At 56.1% G+C, this 19275-nt stretch carries 18 protein-coding genes; 14 read left to right on the plus strand and 4 right to left on the minus strand.

Annotated features, from left to right (window positions below):
* Positions 1–11: 11 nt before the first annotated feature.
* From ubiI to GY169_RS04270, 5 genes are all read left to right on the plus strand, one after another.
* Complete coding sequence (gene ubiI, locus GY169_RS04250) at positions 12–1214, plus strand: FAD-dependent 2-octaprenylphenol hydroxylase (RefSeq protein WP_167575057.1); 1203 nt, start codon at positions 12–14, stop codon at positions 1212–1214.
* Between the two features lie 392 nt (positions 1215–1606).
* Positions 1607–2701 (plus strand): glycine cleavage system aminomethyltransferase GcvT, encoded by a 1095-nt coding sequence (gcvT, locus tag GY169_RS04255; protein WP_167577240.1) that lies wholly within the window; start codon positions 1607–1609, stop codon positions 2699–2701.
* Positions 2702–2727: 26 nt separating this feature from the next.
* The gene (gcvH, locus tag GY169_RS04260) at positions 2728–3117 is read left to right on the plus strand and encodes a glycine cleavage system protein GcvH (RefSeq protein ID WP_064542751.1); all 390 of its coding nucleotides are present in this window, start codon (positions 2728–2730) and stop codon (positions 3115–3117) included.
* A 123-nt stretch (positions 3118–3240) separates the two neighbouring features.
* Positions 3241–6114: an aminomethyl-transferring glycine dehydrogenase gene (gene gcvP / locus GY169_RS04265; protein WP_167575058.1), complete on the plus strand. Its 2874-nt coding sequence runs from the start codon at positions 3241–3243 to the stop codon at positions 6112–6114.
* A 60-nt stretch (positions 6115–6174) separates the two neighbouring features.
* Entirely contained in the window at positions 6175–6918 is a 744-nt protein-coding gene (locus tag GY169_RS04270; RefSeq protein ID WP_167575059.1) for an SDR family oxidoreductase, read from the plus strand.
* Between the two features lie 123 nt (positions 6919–7041).
* Here the strand turns inward: GY169_RS04270 and bglA are convergent, their stop codons facing one another.
* Complete coding sequence (gene bglA, locus GY169_RS04275) at positions 7042–8475, minus strand: 6-phospho-beta-glucosidase BglA (protein WP_167575060.1); 1434 nt, start codon at positions 8473–8475, stop codon at positions 7042–7044.
* Positions 8476–8596: 121 nt separating this feature from the next.
* Complete coding sequence (locus tag GY169_RS04280; protein WP_065355987.1) at positions 8597–9325, minus strand: MurR/RpiR family transcriptional regulator; 729 nt, start codon at positions 9323–9325, stop codon at positions 8597–8599.
* Between the two features lie 52 nt (positions 9326–9377).
* Between GY169_RS04280 and yqfB the strand changes: the two genes are divergently transcribed.
* On the plus strand, positions 9378–9692 hold the full coding sequence (yqfB, locus tag GY169_RS04285; RefSeq protein WP_167575061.1) for a N(4)-acetylcytidine aminohydrolase: 315 nt from the start codon (positions 9378–9380) through the stop codon (positions 9690–9692).
* Between the two features lie 158 nt (positions 9693–9850).
* The gene (trhA, locus tag GY169_RS04290; RefSeq protein ID WP_167575062.1) at positions 9851–10513 is read left to right on the plus strand and encodes a PAQR family membrane homeostasis protein TrhA; all 663 of its coding nucleotides are present in this window, start codon (positions 9851–9853) and stop codon (positions 10511–10513) included.
* 57 nt (positions 10514–10570) lie between these two features.
* On the opposite strand, the gene ygfZ is transcribed toward trhA, so the two are convergent.
* Positions 10571–11554: a tRNA-modifying protein YgfZ gene (gene ygfZ / locus GY169_RS04295; protein WP_167575063.1), complete on the minus strand. Its 984-nt coding sequence runs from the start codon at positions 11552–11554 to the stop codon at positions 10571–10573.
* 243 nt (positions 11555–11797) lie between these two features.
* Between ygfZ and sdhE the strand changes: the two genes are divergently transcribed.
* Together sdhE and GY169_RS04305 are read left to right on the plus strand one after the other, a co-directional pair.
* On the plus strand, positions 11798–12064 hold the full coding sequence (sdhE, locus tag GY169_RS04300; RefSeq protein ID WP_163446059.1) for an FAD assembly factor SdhE: 267 nt from the start codon (positions 11798–11800) through the stop codon (positions 12062–12064).
* Positions 12045–12458, plus strand: a complete 414-nt coding sequence (locus tag GY169_RS04305; protein ID WP_065355982.1) for a protein YgfX — start codon at positions 12045–12047, stop codon at positions 12456–12458. The genes sdhE and GY169_RS04305 overlap by 20 nt, the downstream gene beginning before the upstream one ends.
* Here GY169_RS04305 and fldB read toward each other — a convergent pair.
* A complete protein-coding gene (gene fldB / locus GY169_RS04310) occupies positions 12455–12976 on the minus strand; it encodes a flavodoxin FldB (protein WP_064542782.1) in 522 nt (173 codons plus the stop codon). The genes GY169_RS04305 and fldB overlap by 4 nt on opposite strands.
* Positions 12977–13078: 102 nt before the next feature.
* Between fldB and xerD the strand changes: the two genes are divergently transcribed.
* The 5 genes from xerD (at position 13079) to lysS (ending at position 19165) form a co-directional block, all read left to right on the plus strand.
* A complete protein-coding gene (gene xerD, locus GY169_RS04315) occupies positions 13079–13975 on the plus strand; it encodes a site-specific tyrosine recombinase XerD (protein ID WP_064542785.1) in 897 nt (298 codons plus the stop codon).
* Positions 13976–13997: 22 nt separating this feature from the next.
* Positions 13998–14711, plus strand: a complete 714-nt coding sequence (dsbC, locus tag GY169_RS04320; RefSeq protein WP_065355981.1) for a bifunctional protein-disulfide isomerase/oxidoreductase DsbC — start codon at positions 13998–14000, stop codon at positions 14709–14711.
* A gap of 5 nt (positions 14712–14716) precedes the next feature.
* The gene (gene recJ, locus GY169_RS04325) at positions 14717–16450 is read left to right on the plus strand and encodes a single-stranded-DNA-specific exonuclease RecJ (protein ID WP_167575064.1); all 1734 of its coding nucleotides are present in this window, start codon (positions 14717–14719) and stop codon (positions 16448–16450) included.
* 89 nt (positions 16451–16539) lie between these two features.
* Positions 16540–17638 (plus strand): peptide chain release factor 2 gene (prfB, locus tag GY169_RS04330; protein ID WP_167575065.1). Its coding sequence is split into 2 segments (ribosomal slippage): positions 16540–16614 and positions 16616–17638, totalling 1098 coding nucleotides; the frame shifts between segments, so codons are not numbered across the junction.
* Positions 17639–17647: 9 nt separating this feature from the next.
* The gene (gene lysS / locus GY169_RS04335; protein WP_163446062.1) at positions 17648–19165 is read left to right on the plus strand and encodes a lysine--tRNA ligase; all 1518 of its coding nucleotides are present in this window, start codon (positions 17648–17650) and stop codon (positions 19163–19165) included.
* The last annotated feature ends 110 nt before the right edge of the window (positions 19166–19275 follow it).

Genomic DNA, 19275 nt, shown 5'->3' on the forward strand with positions numbered 1-19275 from the left:
AAGGAGTGAATGTGCAAAGTGTTGATGTTGCCATCGTAGGCGGTGGTATGGTCGGGCTGGCGGTGGCCTGCGGTTTACAGGGCAGCGGCCTGCGGGTTGCCGTGCTGGAACAATCGTTACCGCAAGCGTTGGCCGCCGATGCGCCGCCTGCGCTGCGCGTATCCGCCATTAATGCCGGCAGCGAGAAGCTGCTGTCAAAGCTGGATGTCTGGCAGGCGATTGTCGCCCAGCGCGCCAGCCGCTACCACGGCATGGAAGTGTGGGATAAAGACAGTTTTGGCCGCATTGCATTTGACGATCGCAGCATGGGTTACAGCCATCTGGGGCATATCGTTGAAAATGCGGTTATTCATCATGCACTGTGGCAGAAAGCCGAGCGTAGCGCGGATATCACCCTGATGGCGCCTGCGGAATTGCAGCAGGTCGCCTGGGGCGAAAACGAAGCGTTTCTGACGCTGAAAGACGGCGGCATGCTGACCGCACGTCTGGTGGTAGGGGCCGATGGCGCCAACTCCTGGCTGCGTAGTAAAGCCGATATTCCGCTGACTTTCTGGGACTATCGCCATCACGCGCTGGTGGCGACCGTTCGCACTGATGCGCCGCACGAGGCGGTAGCGCGTCAGAGTTTCCACGGCGACGGCATTCTGGCTTTTCTGCCGCTCAGCGATCCGCATTTGTGTTCTATCGTCTGGTCGCTGTCGCCGGAAGAGGCGCAGCGGATGCAGCAGGCGGAGGAAAGCGAGTTCAACAAAGCGCTGAATATTGCTTTTGATAACCGTCTTGGCCTGTGTCGGGTGGAGAGCGAGCGGCAGGTTTACCCGCTGACCGGGCGTTACGCGCGTCAGTTTGCCGCGCACCGTCTGGCGCTGGTTGGCGACGCGGCGCACACCATTCATCCGCTAGCGGGGCAGGGGGTGAATCTGGGCTTTATGGATGCCGCCGAGTTGATTGAAGAGCTGAAACGTCTGCACGCGCAGGGGAAAGATATCGGCCAGCATTTTTATCTGCGTCGCTACGAACGCAGCCGCAAACACAGCGCCGCGCTGATGCTGGCGGGAATGCAGGGCTTCCGCGAACTGTTTGCCGGTGAGAACCCGGCGAAAAAACTGCTGCGCGATATTGGTCTTAAACTCGCCGATACGCTGCCCGGCGTAAAACCACAGTTGATCCGTCAGGCAATGGGCCTCAATGACCTGCCGGAGTGGCTTCGTTAAGTCGCTCACACTTTTACTCCCGGTGGTTCCACCGGGAGTCTTCCCCCTCATTTGAAAAATTCTAATTTCACCCATTTTTTCGCATTAGTTTTATTAATCCATAAAATTTTATGTTACGGGAAAGTCGCCCTATTTTTCGCAGGAAATATTATCTTATGCTGAATTGTTAACCATTATTGTTAATTAAATGTGGTGTAATTCGCTTTTTTCCAGTTGATTCCTCTGTATGCTTTTTGGCGACTTTTGGTCATAAGCTAATGTGATGTCCCTTTTTTCCTGATGGTTTAGCTCGGTGTTCGGTGGTAAGTTCAGGGAAAAGAGAACGTTTGCGTCGGTGCCTGGACGGGCGTCGGCGCGTGTTTTTGTGGTGCGATATATTCAACGAGGACATGATGGCTCAACAAACGCCTTTGTATGACCAGCACGTGTTATGTGGCGCGCGTATGGTGGATTTCCACGGCTGGATGATGCCGCTGCACTATGGGTCGCAGATTGATGAGCACCATGCGGTGCGTACCGACGCCGGGATGTTCGATGTGTCGCATATGACGATCGTCGATTTACACGGACCGCGCACCCGCGAGTTTCTACGCTATCTGCTGGCCAACGACGTGGCGAAGCTCACCAAACCCGGCAAAGCGCTTTATAGCGGGATGTTGAACGCATCGGGCGGCGTGATTGATGACCTGATCGTTTACTACCTCACCGAAGATTTCTTCCGCCTCGTCGTTAACTCCGCCACCCGCGAAAAAGACCTCTCCTGGATTACCCAACACGCTGAACCCTATGCCATTGATATCACCGTCCGCGACGATCTGTCGCTGATTGCGGTGCAGGGGCCAAACGCGCAGGCGAAAGCGGGCACGCTGTTTAGCGATGAACAGCGCCATGCGGTAGAAGGCATGAAGCCGTTCTTCGGCGTGCAGGCGGGCGATTTCTTTATCGCCACCACCGGCTATACCGGCGAAGCGGGCTATGAAATTGCCCTGCCGAAAGCGCAGGCGGCGGATTTCTGGCAGCAGCTGGTCCAGGCGGGCGTGAAGCCTTGCGGCCTGGGCGCACGCGATACGCTGCGTCTGGAAGCCGGTATGAACCTGTACGGACAGGAGATGGACGAAGGCATCTCTCCGCTGGCGGCCAATATGGGCTGGACCATCGCCTGGGAACCGGCCGATCGCAACTTTATCGGTCGCGACGTGCTGGAGATCGAACGTGAGAAAGGCACCGAACAATTGGTGGGCCTGGTGATGACCGAAAAAGGCGTGCTGCGCGGCGAACTGCCGGTACGTTTTACCGATGCTAACGGCAATGCGCGTGAAGGTGTGATCACCAGCGGGACTTTCTCGCCGACCTTAGGCCATAGTATTGCGCTGGCTCGCGTCCCTCAGGGCACTGGCGAGACGGCGATTGTGCAAATCCGTAACCGTGAAATGCCGGTGAAGGTCACCAAACCTGTTTTTGTACGTAACGGCAAGGCCGTGGCGTAACCGATTATTATTCTGGAGATTTTTTGATGAGCAACGTACCAGCAGAACTGAAATACAGCAAAGAACACGAATGGCTGCGCAAAGAAGCCGACGGCAGCTACACCGTGGGTATCACCGAGCACGCGCAGGAATTACTGGGCGACATGGTGTTTGTTGACCTGCCGGAAGTCGGCGCGACCGTCAGCGCGGGCGACGACTGCGCGGTGGCGGAGTCTGTGAAAGCGGCTTCCGATATCTACGCGCCAATCAGCGGCGAAATCGTTGCGGTTAACGAAGAGCTGGGTGATTCACCGGAGCTGGTAAACAGCGAACCGTACGCCGGCGGCTGGATCTTCAAGATCAAGGCCAGCGATGAAGCGGAAGTCGCCGCACTGCTGGACGCGACCGCATACGAAGCCCTGTTAGAAGACGAATAACGGTTTTCCCCCTCTCCCTCCGGGAGAGGGCCGGGGTGAGGGTATGTTCGCACTGTCACCCCAAACCTCTTCCTCTGGAAGATGAAATCTTAAAATCACCGCACGTTTCAGGAACCATCGCTCATGACACAGACTTTAAGCCAGCTTGAAAACCGTGGCGCGTTTATTGAACGTCACATCGGGCCGGACGCCCAGCAGCAGCAAGAGATGCTCAAAACGGTTGGCGCGGATTCACTCAACGCACTGATTGAACAGATCGTGCCGAAAGATATCCAGCTTGCCACGCCGCCGCAGGTAGGCGAGGCCACCACAGAATTCGCCGCGCTGGCGGAGCTGAAGGCGATTGCGGGTCGCAACAAGCGCTTTAAGTCGTATATTGGCATGGGTTACACCCCGGTGCAGCTGCCGCCGGTTATCCTGCGCAATATGCTGGAAAACCCGGGCTGGTACACCGCTTATACTCCGTATCAACCGGAAGTGTCTCAGGGCCGCCTTGAAGCGCTGCTTAACTTCCAGCAGGTCACGCTGGATCTGACCGGTCTTGATATGGCTTCCGCTTCCCTGCTGGATGAAGCGACCGCCGCCGCGGAAGCGATGGCGATGGCCAAGCGTGTGAGCAAGCTGAAGAACGCGAACCGCTTCTTCGTCGCGGCTGACGTGCATCCGCAAACGCTGGACGTCGTTCGTACTCGTGCGGAAACCTTTGGTTTTGACATTATCGTCGATGATGCCGACAAAGCGCTGGAACACCAGGATGTCTTTGGCGTGCTGCTGCAGCAGGTGGGCACTACCGGCGAAGTGCATGATTACAGCAAACTGATTGCTGAACTGAAATCCCGCAAAGTGGTGGTGAGTGTTGCCGCAGACTTTATGGCGCTGGTGCTGTTAACCGCACCGGGCAAACAGGGCGCGGACATTGTTTTCGGCTCTGCCCAACGCTTCGGCGTTCCGATGGGCTACGGTGGCCCGCACGCGGCATTCTTTGCCGCTAAAGATGAATTCAAACGCGCCATGCCGGGCCGTATTATCGGCGTATCGAAAGATGCGGCGGGCAATACCGCGCTGCGCATGGCGATGCAGACTCGCGAGCAGCACATTCGCCGCGAGAAAGCCAACTCCAACATCTGTACTTCGCAGGTGCTGCTGGCCAACATTGCCAGCCTGTACGCGGTCTTCCACGGCCCGGTTGGTCTGAAACGCATCGCGAACCGCATTCACCGCCTGACCGATATTCTGGCGACCGGCCTGCAGCAGAAAGGGCTGAAACTGCGCCATGCGCACTTCTTCGATACCCTGTGCGTGGAAGTGGCGGATAAAGCGGCGGTGCTGGCACGCGCGCAGGCTGCCGAAATTAACCTGCGTAGCGACATTATTAATGCCGTCGGCGTGACCCTGAACGAAACCACCACCCGTGAAGACGTGCTGGCGCTGTTTAACGTGATCCTCGGCGAAAACCACGGCCTGGATATCGACACGCTCGATAAAGACGTGGCGCTCGACAGCCGTTCCATTCAGAGCAGCATGCTGCGTGATGATGCGATCCTCGCGCATCCGGTCTTTAATCGCTACCACAGCGAAACCGAGATGATGCGCTATATGCACTCGCTGGAGCGTAAAGATCTGGCGCTGAACCAGGCGATGATCCCGCTGGGTTCCTGCACCATGAAGCTGAACGCCGCAGCGGAGATGATCCCCATCACCTGGCCGGAATTTGCCGAACTGCACCCGTTCTGCCCGGTTGAGCAGGCCGAGGGCTATCATCAGATGATCGGTCAGCTTTCCGAGTGGCTGGTGAAACTGACCGGCTACGACGCGCTGTGCATGCAGCCGAACTCGGGCGCACAGGGCGAATACGCCGGTCTTCTGGCGATTCGTCACTATCATGAAAGCCGCAACGACGGTCATCGTGATATCTGCCTGATCCCAAGTTCTGCCCACGGTACTAACCCGGCTTCTGCACAGATGGCGGGTATGCAGGTGGTAGTGGTAGCCTGCGATAAGAACGGCAACATCGATCTGGCGGATCTGCGCGCGAAAGCGGAGCAGCACGCAGACAATCTTTCCTGCATCATGGTGACCTATCCGTCCACCCACGGCGTGTACGAAGAGACCATCCGTGAAGTGTGCGAAATCGTGCACCAGTTCGGCGGCCAGGTTTACCTCGATGGCGCGAATATGAACGCTCAGGTGGGGATTACTTCTCCGGGCTTTATCGGCGCGGACGTTTCGCACCTCAACCTGCACAAAACCTTCTGCATTCCGCACGGCGGCGGCGGCCCGGGCATGGGCCCTATCGGCGTGAAATCGCATCTGGCACCGTTCGTGCCGGGCCACAGCGTGGTGCACATTGAAGGCATGCTGACCCGTCAGGGCGCGGTGTCCGCGGCGCCGTTCGGTAGCGCGTCGATTCTGCCCATCAGCTGGATGTATATCCGCATGATGGGCGCGGAAGGTCTGAAGCAGGCAAGCCAGGTGGCGATCCTCAACGCTAACTACATTGCGACCCGCCTGAAAGACGCTTATCCGGTGCTGTATACCGGCAGCCAGGGGCACGTGGCGCATGAATGTATTCTGGATATTCGTCCGCTGAAAGAAGAGACCGGCATCAGTGAGCTGGATATTGCTAAGCGCCTGATTGATTACGGTTTCCACGCACCGACCATGTCCTTCCCGGTGGCGGGTACCCTGATGGTTGAGCCGACGGAATCTGAAGGCAAAGCTGAACTGGACCGCTTTATCGACGCGATGCTGGCGATTCGCGGTGAAATCGACCGTGTGAAAGCGGGCGAGTGGACGCTGGAAGATAACCCGCTGGTGAACTCTCCGCACACCCAGAATGAGCTGGTGGCCGAGTGGAATCACGGCTATAGCCGCGAGCTGGCCGTCTTCCCGGCGGGCATGGCGAACAAATACTGGCCGACCGTAAAACGTCTTGATGACGTGTACGGCGATCGTAACCTGTTCTGCTCCTGCGTACCGATGAGCGAATACCAGTAATCAACTGATTGCACTATCTTTTAAAGGCGCTACGGCGCCTTTATTTTTTGGGAGAAATGCATGGCTCTTGCATTAGTGACCGGCGCCAGCCGGGGAATTGGCCGGGCTACCGCGCTACAGCTGGCACAGGAAGGGTATACGGTGGCGGTGAATTACCACCAGAACGCGCAGGCGGCGGGAGAGGTCGTCAATGCCATTACAGCGGCAGGCGGTAACGCCTTTGCGGTGCAGGCGGATATTGGCGATGAAGCACAGGTGGAAGCGATGTTTGCCCTGCTCGACAAGCAACCGGAACCGTTGATGGCGTTGGTAAATAATGCCGGGGTGTTGTTCACCCAAAGCCGCGTAGAGGCGTTAACCGCAGAGCGGATTAATCGAGTGTTAACCACCAACGTGACCGGCTATTTCCTGTGCTGTCGGGAAGCGGTAAAGCGTATGGCGATACCGCACGGCGGGAAGGGCGGAGCGATCGTCAACGTCTCCTCGGCTGCCGCGCGGCTTGGATCGCCGGGCGAGTACGTCGACTATGCCGCGTCGAAAGGGGCGATTGATACGCTGACCACCGGGCTGTCGATTGAAGTGGCGGCGCAGGGGATCCGCGTGAACGGCGTCAGGCCGGGCTTTATCTATACCGATATGCATGCCGACGGCGGCGAGCCGGGGCGCGTTGACCGGGTAAAATCCGTTCTGCCGATGCAACGCGGCGGGCAGCCGGAAGAGGTGGCGCAGGCGATTGTCTGGCTGCTGAGCGACAAGGCGTCTTACGTGACAGGAAGTTTTATTGAGCTGGCGGGCGGGAAGTAGTGCGGTTTGCTCCCTTCACCCCGGCCCTCTCCCCAAAGGGGCGAGGGAGAAAAGATACGTCAGCATTTGCTCGAACGGGCCCCTCTCCCCTTGGGGAGAGGGTTAGGGTGAGGGGAAAACCGCTTACAGATTCTCGCCGTTGCTGGCAATCACCGCTTTATACCACTCAAAACTCTTCTTACGTGAACGCGACATATCCCCCGTACCATCGTCGTGCTTGTTCACATAGATGAAGCCATAGCGCTTGCTGTACTGCCCGGTGGTGAACGACACGCAGTCGATGCAGCCCCATGGCGTGTAGCCCATCAGGTCGACGCCGTCATAGGTTACCGCTTTCATCATCTCTTTAACGTGCGCGCGCAGATAATCGATACGGTAGTCATCGTTGATGCTGCCGTCTTCTTCCACTTTATCATAGGCGCCGAAGCCATTTTCCACGATAAACAGCGGCTTCTGATAGCGCTCGTACAGCTCGCACAGTGAATAGCGCAGGCCGACCGGGTCAATCTGCCAGCCCCAGTCGGAGGCTTTTACGTGCGGGTTCGGCACGCTGCCTTCAAAGCCGGAAATGGCATCGCCGCTGCCGCCTTCTGCCTTCACTGCGTTGGTCATGTAGTAGCTAAATCCAAGGTAGTCGCAGGTGCCTTCACGCAGAATGGCCTCATCGCCGGCTTCCATCTTGATGTTGAAGCCACGGCGTTCCCATTCGTTGAGCACGTAGCTCGGGTAGTAGCCGCGCAGCTGCACGTCGGTAAACACATAACGTTCACGCATCGATTCCTGGGCGAACATCACATCTTCCGGCTTGCAGGAGAATGGATAGAGCGCCACCATCGCCAGCATGCAGCCGACTTTCATCTCCGGGTTGATGCGACGCGCGGCTTTCACGGCGAGGGCGCTGGCCACGAACTGATGGTGCAGCACCTGGTACATGGTCTCTTCCGGATTTTCATGTTCGGTGTAGACCACGCCGGAGCAGCAGTAGCCGAACAGCGGCGCGCGCCAGTTGCGCTGGTTGTTAATTTCATTGAAGGTCATCCAGTATTTGACCTTGCTCTTGTAGCGCTCAAACACCACTTCCGCGAAACGCACAAAGAAATCAACAACTTTACGGTTAGTCCAGCCGCCGTACTGCTGCACCAGGTGCAGCGGCATTTCAAAGTGGGAGAGGGTAATCACCGGCTCAATGTTGTATTTGAGCAGCTCATCGAACATATCGTCGTAGAATTTCAGCCCTTCTTCGTTGGGCTGGCTTTCATCGCCGTTCGGGAAGATACGGGTCCACGCAATCGACGTGCGGAAGCATTTGAAGCCCATCTCGGCGAACAGTTTGATGTCTTCTTTATAGTGGCCGTGGAAGTCGATGGCTTCGTGGTTGGGATAGTATTTACCCGGCACTACTTCCTGAGTAATTTCGCGCGGTACGCCGTGCGCGCCGCCGGTGAGGACGTCACAGATGCTGGGGCCTTTACCGCCTTTATTCCAGCCGCCTTCAACCTGGTGCGCGGCAACTGCGCCACCCCATAAAAAATCTTTCGGTAAGGTCAGTTTTTTCATCTTTGCTATGGCTCATCGATTAGGCTTAATAAATCTGAGTCTAACAAAGGAATATTAAATGTCACGATATAACAAATTACCCCACAGGGCATATGTTACATCGAAAAAACACCCTGTATTTTTATGCTAATTTCTTCGCCAGTTTGCGGCCTAAGGATTCCAGAATATAGATAACCGGAATCTGCGTCGTAATATCGTAAACGCCTGCAATACGCGTTTGTGATACGTGCCAGGAGAGATTGAAATCCGCCAGCTTCGCCAGGCGCGAGTGTTCATGGCTGGTGATCGACATGACTTTGCAGTGGTGCAGGCTAAACTGGCTGGCGAAACGCAGGATCTCTTCGGTTTCGCCAGAGACGGAGAGAACGATCGCCAGCGCATTTTTGGCCATATCATTGGTGACCGGAAAATAAGGATCATCGATATGGTTGCTGAATTTCCCAATATTAGAAAAGAACCTGGCGCCATATTTTGCTAATGACCCCGAAGTTCCCGCACCGACAAAAATAATACGCTCAGAGGCGAGAATAACGTCGACTGCGCGGTCGAGCAGTTTATCAAACTCATCATTATTGACGCTTTTGAAAAAGCTGATAATTTCACTGGCGCCGAAATTAGTCTGCTGCGGTTCTTCCTGCTCCAGATATAATTTGAAGCGAACGCGAAACTCCGAGTAGCCATCGCAGTTGAGCTTGCGGCAGAAGCGCATCACCGTGGTGGTGGAGACGCCCGCCGCGTCGGCCAGTTCACGAATGGTCATGTACATTACCGTGTCGCGATTTTTGATGACATAGTGATAGACCATCATCTCAAGATTATTGAGGCTGGCGATAGCGGCGTGGGAGAACATGCTCACGGTGGGTGGATACTCGTTAATTTGAAAACCTAAAGGGAATAATACCATGCAGCCTAACGACATCACTTTTTTTCAGCGCTTTCAGGATGACATTGTTGCCGGTCGCAAGACTATTACGCTGCGTGATGCGGCAGAATCCCATTTCAAAACCGGCGATATTTTACGTGTCGGGCGCTATGAAGATGACGGGTACTTCTGCACGATTGAAGTCCTTGCCACCTCAACCGTAACCCTGGATACCCTCACCGAACGTCACGCTGAACAGGAAAACATGACGCTTCCGCAGCTTAAACAGGTGATTACCGATATCTACCCTGGTGAGAGCACCTTTTATGTTATTGAATTTAAATATATTAAATGAAATTGCGTACACCTGTTAGTTGAATGAGCTTGTTAACTTATTGATTATTCTTAATTTACAAAAAATCATCTTTTTATTTTAGCTTACATGTGTTCACTGGAACCATTCTCAGTTACGCTAGTGCCGTTGCTTGATTTGTCGTTCGCCCGGAGCGCGTAATGGATAAGAAACCACTCATTCATCAGGGATACTCTCTGGCAGAGGAAGTTGCCAATAGCATTAGTCACGGTGTCGGTTTTGTGCTCGGCATCGTCGGGCTCGTTTTGTTGCTGGTGCAGGCCGTTGGCGCTAACGCCAGCGCGACTGCTATCACCAGCTATAGCCTGTATGGCGGCAGCATGATCCTGCTGTTTCTCGCCTCGACGCTGTACCACGCCATTCCTTCGCAGCGGGCCAAAGTCTGGCTGAAGAAATTCGACCACTGCGCCATCTACCTGCTGATTGCCGGTACCTACACGCCGTTTCTGCTGGTGGGTCTTGACTCTCCGCTCGCCCGCGGGTTGATGATTGTTATCTGGAGTCTGGCGCTGCTGGGGATCCTGTTTAAGTTAACCATCGCGCATCGCTTTAAGGTGCTGTCGCTGGTGACCTATCTGACGATGGGCTGGCTATCGCTGATTGTGGTGTATCAGTTGGCGGTGAAGCTGGCGATTGGCGGCGTGACGCTGCTGGCGGTCGGCGGGGTGGTGTATTCGCTGGGGGTTATTTTCTACGTCTGTAAGCGAATCCCTTACAACCACGCTATCTGGCACGCGTTTGTGCTGGGCGGCAGCGCTTGTCATTTTCTGGCGATTTATCTGTACGTGGGGCAGGTGGCGTAACCATTCTGTGACCCAGTCTCCAATCCCGGCGTAAACGCCGGGATTGCACAAAACAACTTACTCTTCGTCTAACGAATATGGCAGCGGCTTGATGCTTAAGGTGTTGGCATCGTCGCGCACGCGGAATACGCTGTCGGCTTCCATATCGTTGTTCATCACAACCTGCACCAGCAGTTGACCGTCATCGAGCTGTACTGCGGCCAATACGGTGCCGGTACGACGCCAGTTGTCGCCCATTTGCAGCTCTAAATCTTCACCAGCTTGTGGTACGCGGCTGGCTTTGCCTGCCAGCGTCCACAGCGCGCGCTTGTTGGCGCCGCGGAATTTTGCGCGTGCCACCATCTCCTGACCGGTGTAGCAGCCTTTCTTAAAGCTGATGCCGCCCAGCGCCTGTAGGTTGGTAGCCTGCGGAATAAACTGCGCGCTGTTGACTTCATCAATCACCGGCAGGCCCGCTTCGATGTTCAGCGCCAGCCACTGCTGGCTGTTGTTAAGTTGCGCTTCGCCGCGTAATGCCTCGGTGACGCGCTCGGCGGTTGCTTCGTCGGTTACCAGCAGGAAACGTTCTTCCGGATGAGCAAACCACAGCAGAGACGTTTCACCTTCCTGCAGGCAAGGTTTCTCGGCCCCCGGCAGCTGGGTAAAGAGATTCGCCAGCGCGGCGCGAGCCTGGAATCCGGCAACGCCCAGCAACACCAGTGAATCATCAGCGGCGATGGTGACCTTCGAGAATACGGCGTATTTCTTCAACTGGGTCAGCTGCGCTTCACGCACGCTGCGACGCTCAATCCAGGCGAAACCGTCCTGGCGACGGAACAGACGCAGGTTGCTCCACATTTTACCCTTGGCATCGCAGTGAGCGACCAGAAGATGTTGATGCTCATCAAGCTGCGCCACATCTGCGGTCACCTGGCCCTGCAGGTACTTTTCACTGTCGGCACCGGAAATGGTTGCCAGCGCCCAATCATCAAGCGTCATTAACGTCAGCGGTAAACGCGCGGAGGCGGAGGGCTGACGCGGAGGAAAAGGAGTAAAAGCCATATTGATATCCTGAATTGAGTAACGCGCTTATTTGTTCATGGTAAAAGAGATGTCCGGCATTGCAAGCGCTTTCGATGGCCGTTTTGTGCCGTTCGCGCGTTCTGCGAAGCGGCTCGTAATCAGATGAATACCCTTCATTTTGTATGGCTTTTTTTGGAATATGACGCGTGCAACGTGATATTCCAGTAAAGTAACTGCAAAAAACACGTTAAACTAGTAGCAACGTAATGCTGGAAGGAAATTATGGACATCAATAATAAAGCCCGTATCCATTGGGCATGCCGCCGCGGTATGCGCGAACTCGACATCTCCATCATGCCGTTCTTTGAACATGAGTACGACACGCTGAGCGATGAAGACAAGGCCCTCTTTATTCGTCTGCTGGAGTGTGACGATCCGGACCTTTTCAACTGGTTGATGAATCACGGCGAACCGGCCGATACTAGCCTTCAGCGCATGGTGCAACTTATTCAGACACGGAATCGGGAACGTGGTCCTGTGGCAATCTGATTTACGCGTCTCCTGGCGCTCACAGTGGCTTTCTCTCCTGCTCCACGGGCTGGTGGCAGCGTTTGTGCTGCTGATGCCGTGGCCGCTGAGCTACACTCCGCTCTGGCTGATTTTATTGTCGCTGGTGGTGTTTGACTGCGTGCGCAGCCAACGACGTATTCACTCGCACCAGGGGGAAATTAAGCTGCTGATGGATTCCCGGTTGCGCTGGCGTAATCAGGAGTGGGAAATTCTGGGGGCACCGTGGATGCTGAACTCGGGCATGATGCTGCGGATTCGCCGTCCGGGCGGTCGTCGCCAACATCTCTGGCTGGCGGCTGATAGCATGAACCCGGAAGAGTGGCGCGATCTGCGGCGGATTCTCCTGCAGCAGCCCGCGCCCACTAAGCATTAAGAGAACTGTTCGGCCATTTCGCCGAGAATCTGTTCGCACCAGCTCTGAATGCGTTCGTCGCTGAGGTCATACTGATTGGTTTCGTCCAGCGCGAGGCCAACAAACAGCTGTCCATCGGCGATGACGGGTTTCGGGCTGGTGAACTCATAGCCTTCAGTCGGCCAGTAGCCGACAAATTTCACGCCTTTGGTCGCCAGTTTGTCGTGCAACATGCCGAGCGCATCGAGGAACCACTCGCCATAGCCGAGCTGGTCGCCCATGCCGTACAGCGCGACGATTTTACCTTCGAGGTTCAACGTATCCAGCTGTTCCCAGACCGCTTCCCAATCTTCCTGAATCTCACCGAAATCCCAGGTTGGAATCCCCAGAATGAGCACGTCGTATTGCTCCATTAAGGCCGGGGAATCATCTTTCAGGTTATGTAATGTGATCAGTTCCGGGCCGATAATGTCGCGAATTTTCTCCGCTGCCATCTCGGTGTAGCAGGTGCTGGAACCGTAAAAAAGGCCGATATTCATGACGTACTGCTCTCGATTCTTGCGATGACGATGCGGCTAGTGTACCAGAAAGGGGCCTGATTCAGGCATAATGGTGCTGATTTAACACGCAGAGGGCTCGAAGTGGAAAAGGATCTTGCACGAATTGAACAGTTTCTTGATGCGCTGTGGCTGGAGCGTAATCTGGCGGAAAATACCCTCAGCGCCTATCGTCGGGATCTGACCATGGTGGTCGAATGGCTGGCGCATCGAAACCTGACGCTGGAAAGCGTTCAGAGCGACGATCTGCAAAACTTACTCGCCGAGCGTCAGCAGGGCGGCTATAAGGCGACCAGTTCTGCACGCCTGCTGAGCGCCATGCGGCGCTTTTTCCAGCATCTGTACCGCGAAAAAATACGTCAGGACGATCCCAGCGCGCTGCTGGCTTCGCCGAAACTGCCGCAGCGGCTGCCGAAAGATCTCAGCGAAGCACAGGTTGAACGCCTGTTGCAGGCGCCGCTGGTGGATCAGCCGCTGGAGCTGCGCGATAAAGCTATGCTTGAGGTACTCTACGCGACCGGACTGCGCGTGTCGGAACTGGTCGGCCTGACAATGAGCGACATCAGCCTGCGTCAGGGCGTGGTGCGGGTGATCGGTAAGGGTAATAAAGAACGCCTGGTGCCGCTGGGCGAAGAGGCGGTCTACTGGGTGGAAAACTGGCTGGAACATGGCCGCCCGTGGCTGCTGAACGGTGTGGCGATTGATGTGCTGTTTCCCAGCCAGCGCGCGCAGCAGATGACCCGACAGACCTTCTGGCACCGTATTAAACATTATGCCCAGCTAGCGGGAATCGACAGCGAAAAGCTGTCGCCGCACGTATTACGACACGCGTTTGCCACCCATCTGCTCAACCACGGCGCAGACCTGCGCGTGGTGCAAATGCTGCTGGGGCACAGCGATTTGTCGACGACCCAAATTTATACGCACGTTGCGACCGAGCGGCTGCGACAACTTCACCAACAGCATCATCCACGCGCATGATGTTGATTTAAAAGGACTGATTATGAAAAAAGGTTTAATGATGTTTACCCTGCTGGCCGCCGCGTTCTCCGGCCTGGCGCACGCAGACGATGCCGCGATCAAGCAGTCGCTCGCTAAGCTTGGCGTACAGAGCACTGACATTCAGCCCGCCCCGGTCGCCGGTATGAAGACCGTGCTGACCAACAGCGGTGTGCTGTACGTCACCGACGACGGCAAGCACATCATCCAGGGGCCGATGTACGATGTTAGCGGCGCGCAGCCGGTTAACGTGACCAACGCGCTGCTGATGACCCACCTGAAGGCGCTGGAAAAAGAGATGATCGTTTACAAAGCGCCGCAGGAAAAACACGTTATTACCGTCTTTACCGACATCACCTGCGGCTACTGCCACAAGCTGCATGAAGAGATGAAAGACTACAATGCGCTGGGCATCACCGTGCGCTACCTGGCCTTCCCGCGTCAGGGCGTGCAAAGCCAGGCCGAGCAGGATATGAAATCTATCTGGTGCGCGAAAGACCGCAATAAAGCGTTCGACGACGCGATGAACGGCAAGGGCGTGCAGGCGGCGACCTGCGATATCGACATCGCGAACCACTATGCGCTGGGCGTGCAGTTTGGCGTCACCGGCACGCCGGCTATCGTGCTGAGCGATGGCTTTATGGTGCCGGGTTATCAGGGCCCGAAAGAGATGAAAGCGTTCCTCGACGAACATCAGAAACAGACCAGCGGTAAATAATTCGCGTGAAACAACAGACACAACTTCGCCGCCGAGAGGTGGATGAATCCATCACCTTGCCCGCAGAGCTTTCGCCGCTGCTGCGTCGCCTGTACGCCAGCCGTGGCGTGAAGTCGCCGGACGACCTCGAGCGCGGCCTGAAAGGTATGCTGCACTGGCGTACCTTGACCGGCGTCGAGAAAGCCGTCGAGATGCTGCACGATGCCTTTGAGAATAACCTGCGCATTATGGTGGTGGGCGACTTCGACGCCGATGGCGCAACCAGCACTGCGCTGAGCGTACTGTCGCTGCGGGCGATGGGCTGTCGCAGCGTGGAATATCTGGTGCCGAACCGTTTTGAAGATGGTTACGGCTTAAGCCCGGAAGTGGTCGATCAGGCTCACGCGCGCGGCGCACAACTGATCATGACGGTGGACAATGGGATCTCGTCCCATGCCGGTGTCGATCACGCGCACAGTCTCGGGATCCGCGTGCTGGTGACCGATCACCACCTGCCGGGCGAAACGTTGCCCAACGCCGATGCGATGGTGAACCCGAATCTCGTGGATTGCCCCTTCCCGTCGAAATCGCTGGCGGGCGTCGGTGTGGCGTTCTACCTGATGCTGGTGCTGTGTAACCATCTGAAAGAGAAAGGTTGGTTTGAGTCTCGCGGCATTGCGGCGCCGAAGATTGTCGAATTCCTCGATCTGGTGGCGCTGGGCACCGTGGCTGACGTGGTGCCGCTGGACGTTAACAACCGTATTTTGACCTTTCAGGGGCTGAGCCGCATTCGTGCGGGCGTCTGCCGTCCTGGCATCAAGGCGTTGCTGGAGATTGCCAACCGTGACGCCGCGAAGCTGGTAGCCAGCGATCTGGGCTTTGCACTCGGGCCGCGTCTGAACGCTGCCGGGCGGCTGGACGACATGTCCGTCGGCGTGGCGCTGCTGTTGTGCGACAACCTCGGTGAAGCGCGCGTGCTGGCAAATGAACTGGACGCGTTAAACCAGACCCGTAAAGAAATCGAGCAGGGGATGCAGGCGGAAGCGCTGACGCTGTGCGAGCAGCTTGAGCGCAGCCGCGCGGAGCTGCCCGGCGGGCTGGCGATGTATCATCCGGAGTGGCATCAGGGCGTGGTGGGTATTCTCGCTTCGCGCATCAAAGAGCGCTTCCACCGCCCGGTGATTGCTTTTGCCCCCGCGGGGAACGGCCAACTGAAAGGTTCCGGGCGTTCTATTCAGGGGCTGCATATGCGCGATGCGCTGGAGCGTCTGGACACGCTGCATCCGGGGTTAATGCTGAAGTTTGGCGGCCACGCGATGGCGGCGGGGCTTTCGCTGGAAGAAGAGCGCTTTGAAGAGTTCCAGCGCCACTTTGGCGAGCTGGTGACCGAATGGCTGGATCCGGCGCTGCTGCAAGGGGAGATCCTTTCCGACGGCGAGCTGAGCCCGCAGGAGATGACGCTGGAAATGGCGCAGATGCTGCGTGAGGCAGGCCCATGGGGGCAGATGTTCCCGGAACCGTTGTTTGACGGGCGTTTTCGCCTGTTGCAGCAGCGGCTGGTGGGCGAACGTCACCTGAAAGTGATGGTTGAACCGGTTGGCGGCGGCCCGCTGCTGGACGGCATCGCTTTCAATGTTGACACGACCGCCTGGCCGGATAACGGCGTGCGCGAAGTGACTCTGGCCTACCGGCTGGACATTAACGAGTTTCGCGGCAACCGGAGCTTACAGTTGATCATCGAGCATCTGTGGCCGATTTAGCATCTCTTACACTGTAAATAAGGGCGGGAATCCGCTAAGATTCCGCTCTTATAACCGCATTTTTCTCGTCCATTAAAAGAAAATAGACCATGTTTGAAATAAACCCGGTAAATAATCGCATTCAGGACCTCACGGAGCGTTCCCACGTTCTTAGGGGGTATCTTTGACTATGATGCTAAGAAAGAGCGTCTGGAAGAAGTAAACGCCGAGCTGGAACAGCCGGATGTCTGGAACGAACCCGAACGCGCGCAGGCGCTGGGCAAAGAGCGTTCTTCCCTTGAAGCGATTGTCGATACCCTCGACCAAATGGCCCAGGGCCTGGAAGACGTCTCCGGCCTGCTGGAACTGGCTGTAGAAGCCGACGACGAAGACACCTTCAACGAAGCCGTTGCCGAGCTGGACACGCTGGAAGAGAAGCTGGCGCAGCTCGAGTTCCGTCGTATGTTCTCTGGCGAATATGACAACGCCGATTGCTACCTTGATATCCAGGCCGGTTCCGGCGGTACTGAAGCGCAGGACTGGGCAAGCATGCTTGAGCGTATGTATCTGCGTTGGGCAGAAGCGCGCGGCTTTAAAACTGAAATCATCGAAGAGTCCGAAGGGGAAGTGGCCGGGATTAAATCCGTGACCATCAAAATCTCCGGCGATTACGCCTACGGCTGGCTGCGTACCGAAACCGGCGTTCACCGCCTGGTGCGTAAGAGCCCGTTCGACTCCGGCGGCCGTCGCCACACCTCCTTTAGCTCCGCGTTCGTGTACCCGGAAGTGGATGACGATATCGATATCGACATCAACCCGGCAGATCTGCGTATCGACGTTTACCGTGCCTCCGGCGCGGGCGGCCAGCACGTTAACCGTACGGAATCTGCGGTGCGTATCACCCACATCCCGACCGGGATTGTGACGCAGTGCCAGAACGACCGTTCCCAGCACAAGAACAAAGACCAGGCCATGAAGCAGATGAAAGCGAAGCTTTATGAACTGGAAATGCAGAAAAAGAACGCGGAAAAACAGGCGATGGAAGACAACAAGTCTGATATCGGCTGGGGTAGTCAGATTCGTTCGTATGTCCTGGACGATTCCCGTATTAAAGACCTGCGCACTGGGGTGGAAACCCGCAATACGCAGGCGGTACTGGACGGAAGTCTGGATCAATTTATCGAAGCAAGTTTGAAAGCAGGGCTATGAGGAACCAACATGTCTGAACAAAACGCACAAGGCGCTGACGAGGTAGTCGATCTTAACAATGAAATGAAGGCACGCCGCGAGAAGCTGGCTGCACTGCGTGAGCAGGGCATCCCGTTCCCGAACGATTTCCGTCGCGACAGCACCTCAGACCTTCTGCATGCGAAATATGATGATAAGGAAGGCGAAGAACTCGAAGCGCTGAATATCGAGGTCTCCGTTGCGGGCCGTATGATGACCCGCCGTATTATGGGTAAAGCGTCCTTCGTTACGCTGCAGGACGTTGGCGGCCGTATTCAGCTGTACGTCGCGCGTGACGATCTGCCGGAAGGCATCTACAACGAGCAGTTCAAGAAATGGGACCTCGGCGATATTCTGGGCGCGAAAGGTAAGCTGTTCAAAACCAAAACCGGTGAGCTGTCTATCCACTGCACCGAACTGCGTCTGCTGACCAAAGCACTGCGTCCGCTGCCGGACAAATTCCACGGCCTGCAGGATCAGGAAGCGCGCTACCGTCAGCGTTACCTGGATCTCATCTCTAACGATGAATCCCGCAAGACTTTCAAAGTGCGTTCTCAGATTCTGGCGGGTATCCGTCAGTTCATGGTGGGCCGCGGCTTTATGGAAGTGGAAACACCGATGATGCAGGTGATCCCTGGCGGCGCGTCCGCTCGTCCGTTCATCACCCATCACAACGCGCTGGATCTGGACATGTACCTGCGTATCGCGCCGGAACTGTACCTGAAACGTCTGGTGGTTGGCGGCTTCGAGCGTGTGTTCGAAATCAACCGTAACTTCCGTAACGAAGGTATCTCCGTTCGCCACAACCCTGAGTTCACCATGATGGAACTCTACATGGCGTACGCAGACTACAAAGATCTGATCGAGCTGACCGAATCCCTGTTCCGTACCCTGGCGCAGGATATTCTGGGCCACACCGCGGTGCCTTACGGCGACCAGACTTTCGACTTCGGCAAGCCGTTCGAAAAACTGACCATGCGTGAAGCTATCAAGAAATACCGTCCGGAAACTGACATGGCGGATCTGGATAACTTCGACTCCGCGAAGGCCATTGCTGAAAGCATCGGTATTCACGTTGAGAAGAGCTGGGGTCTGGGCCGTATCGTGACCGAGATCTTCGAAGAAGTGGCAGAAGCGCACCTGATTCAGCCGACCTTCATCACCGAGTACCCGGCCGAGGTTTCTCCGCTGGCGCGTCGTAACGACGTGAACCCGGAAATCACTGACCGCTTTGAATTCTTCATCGGCGGCCGCGAAATCGGTAACGGTTTCAGCGAGCTGAACGACGCAGAAGATCAGGCGCAGCGCTTCCAGGATCAGGTTAACGCTAAAGAAGCAGGCGATGACGAAGCGATGTTCTACGACGAAGACTACGTTACCGCGCTGGAACACGGTCTGCCGCCGACTGCTGGTCTGGGTATTGGTATCGACCGTATGGTCATGTTGTTCACCAACAGCCACACCATCCGCGACGTGATTCTGTTCCCGGCGATGCGTCCGGTGAAATAATCGCGAAAGCGAAAGGTAAAAAACCCGGCCATGTGAACTGCACCCAAAAAGTTGGACACCCAACGAAGTAAGGTGCAGTTTTTTATGAGCAAGTATTCTCTCAGCTTTAA

It is taken from the genome of Kluyvera genomosp. 3 (genome assembly GCF_011765685.1).
Classification (GTDB): domain Bacteria; phylum Pseudomonadota; class Gammaproteobacteria; order Enterobacterales; family Enterobacteriaceae; genus Kluyvera; species Kluyvera georgiana_A.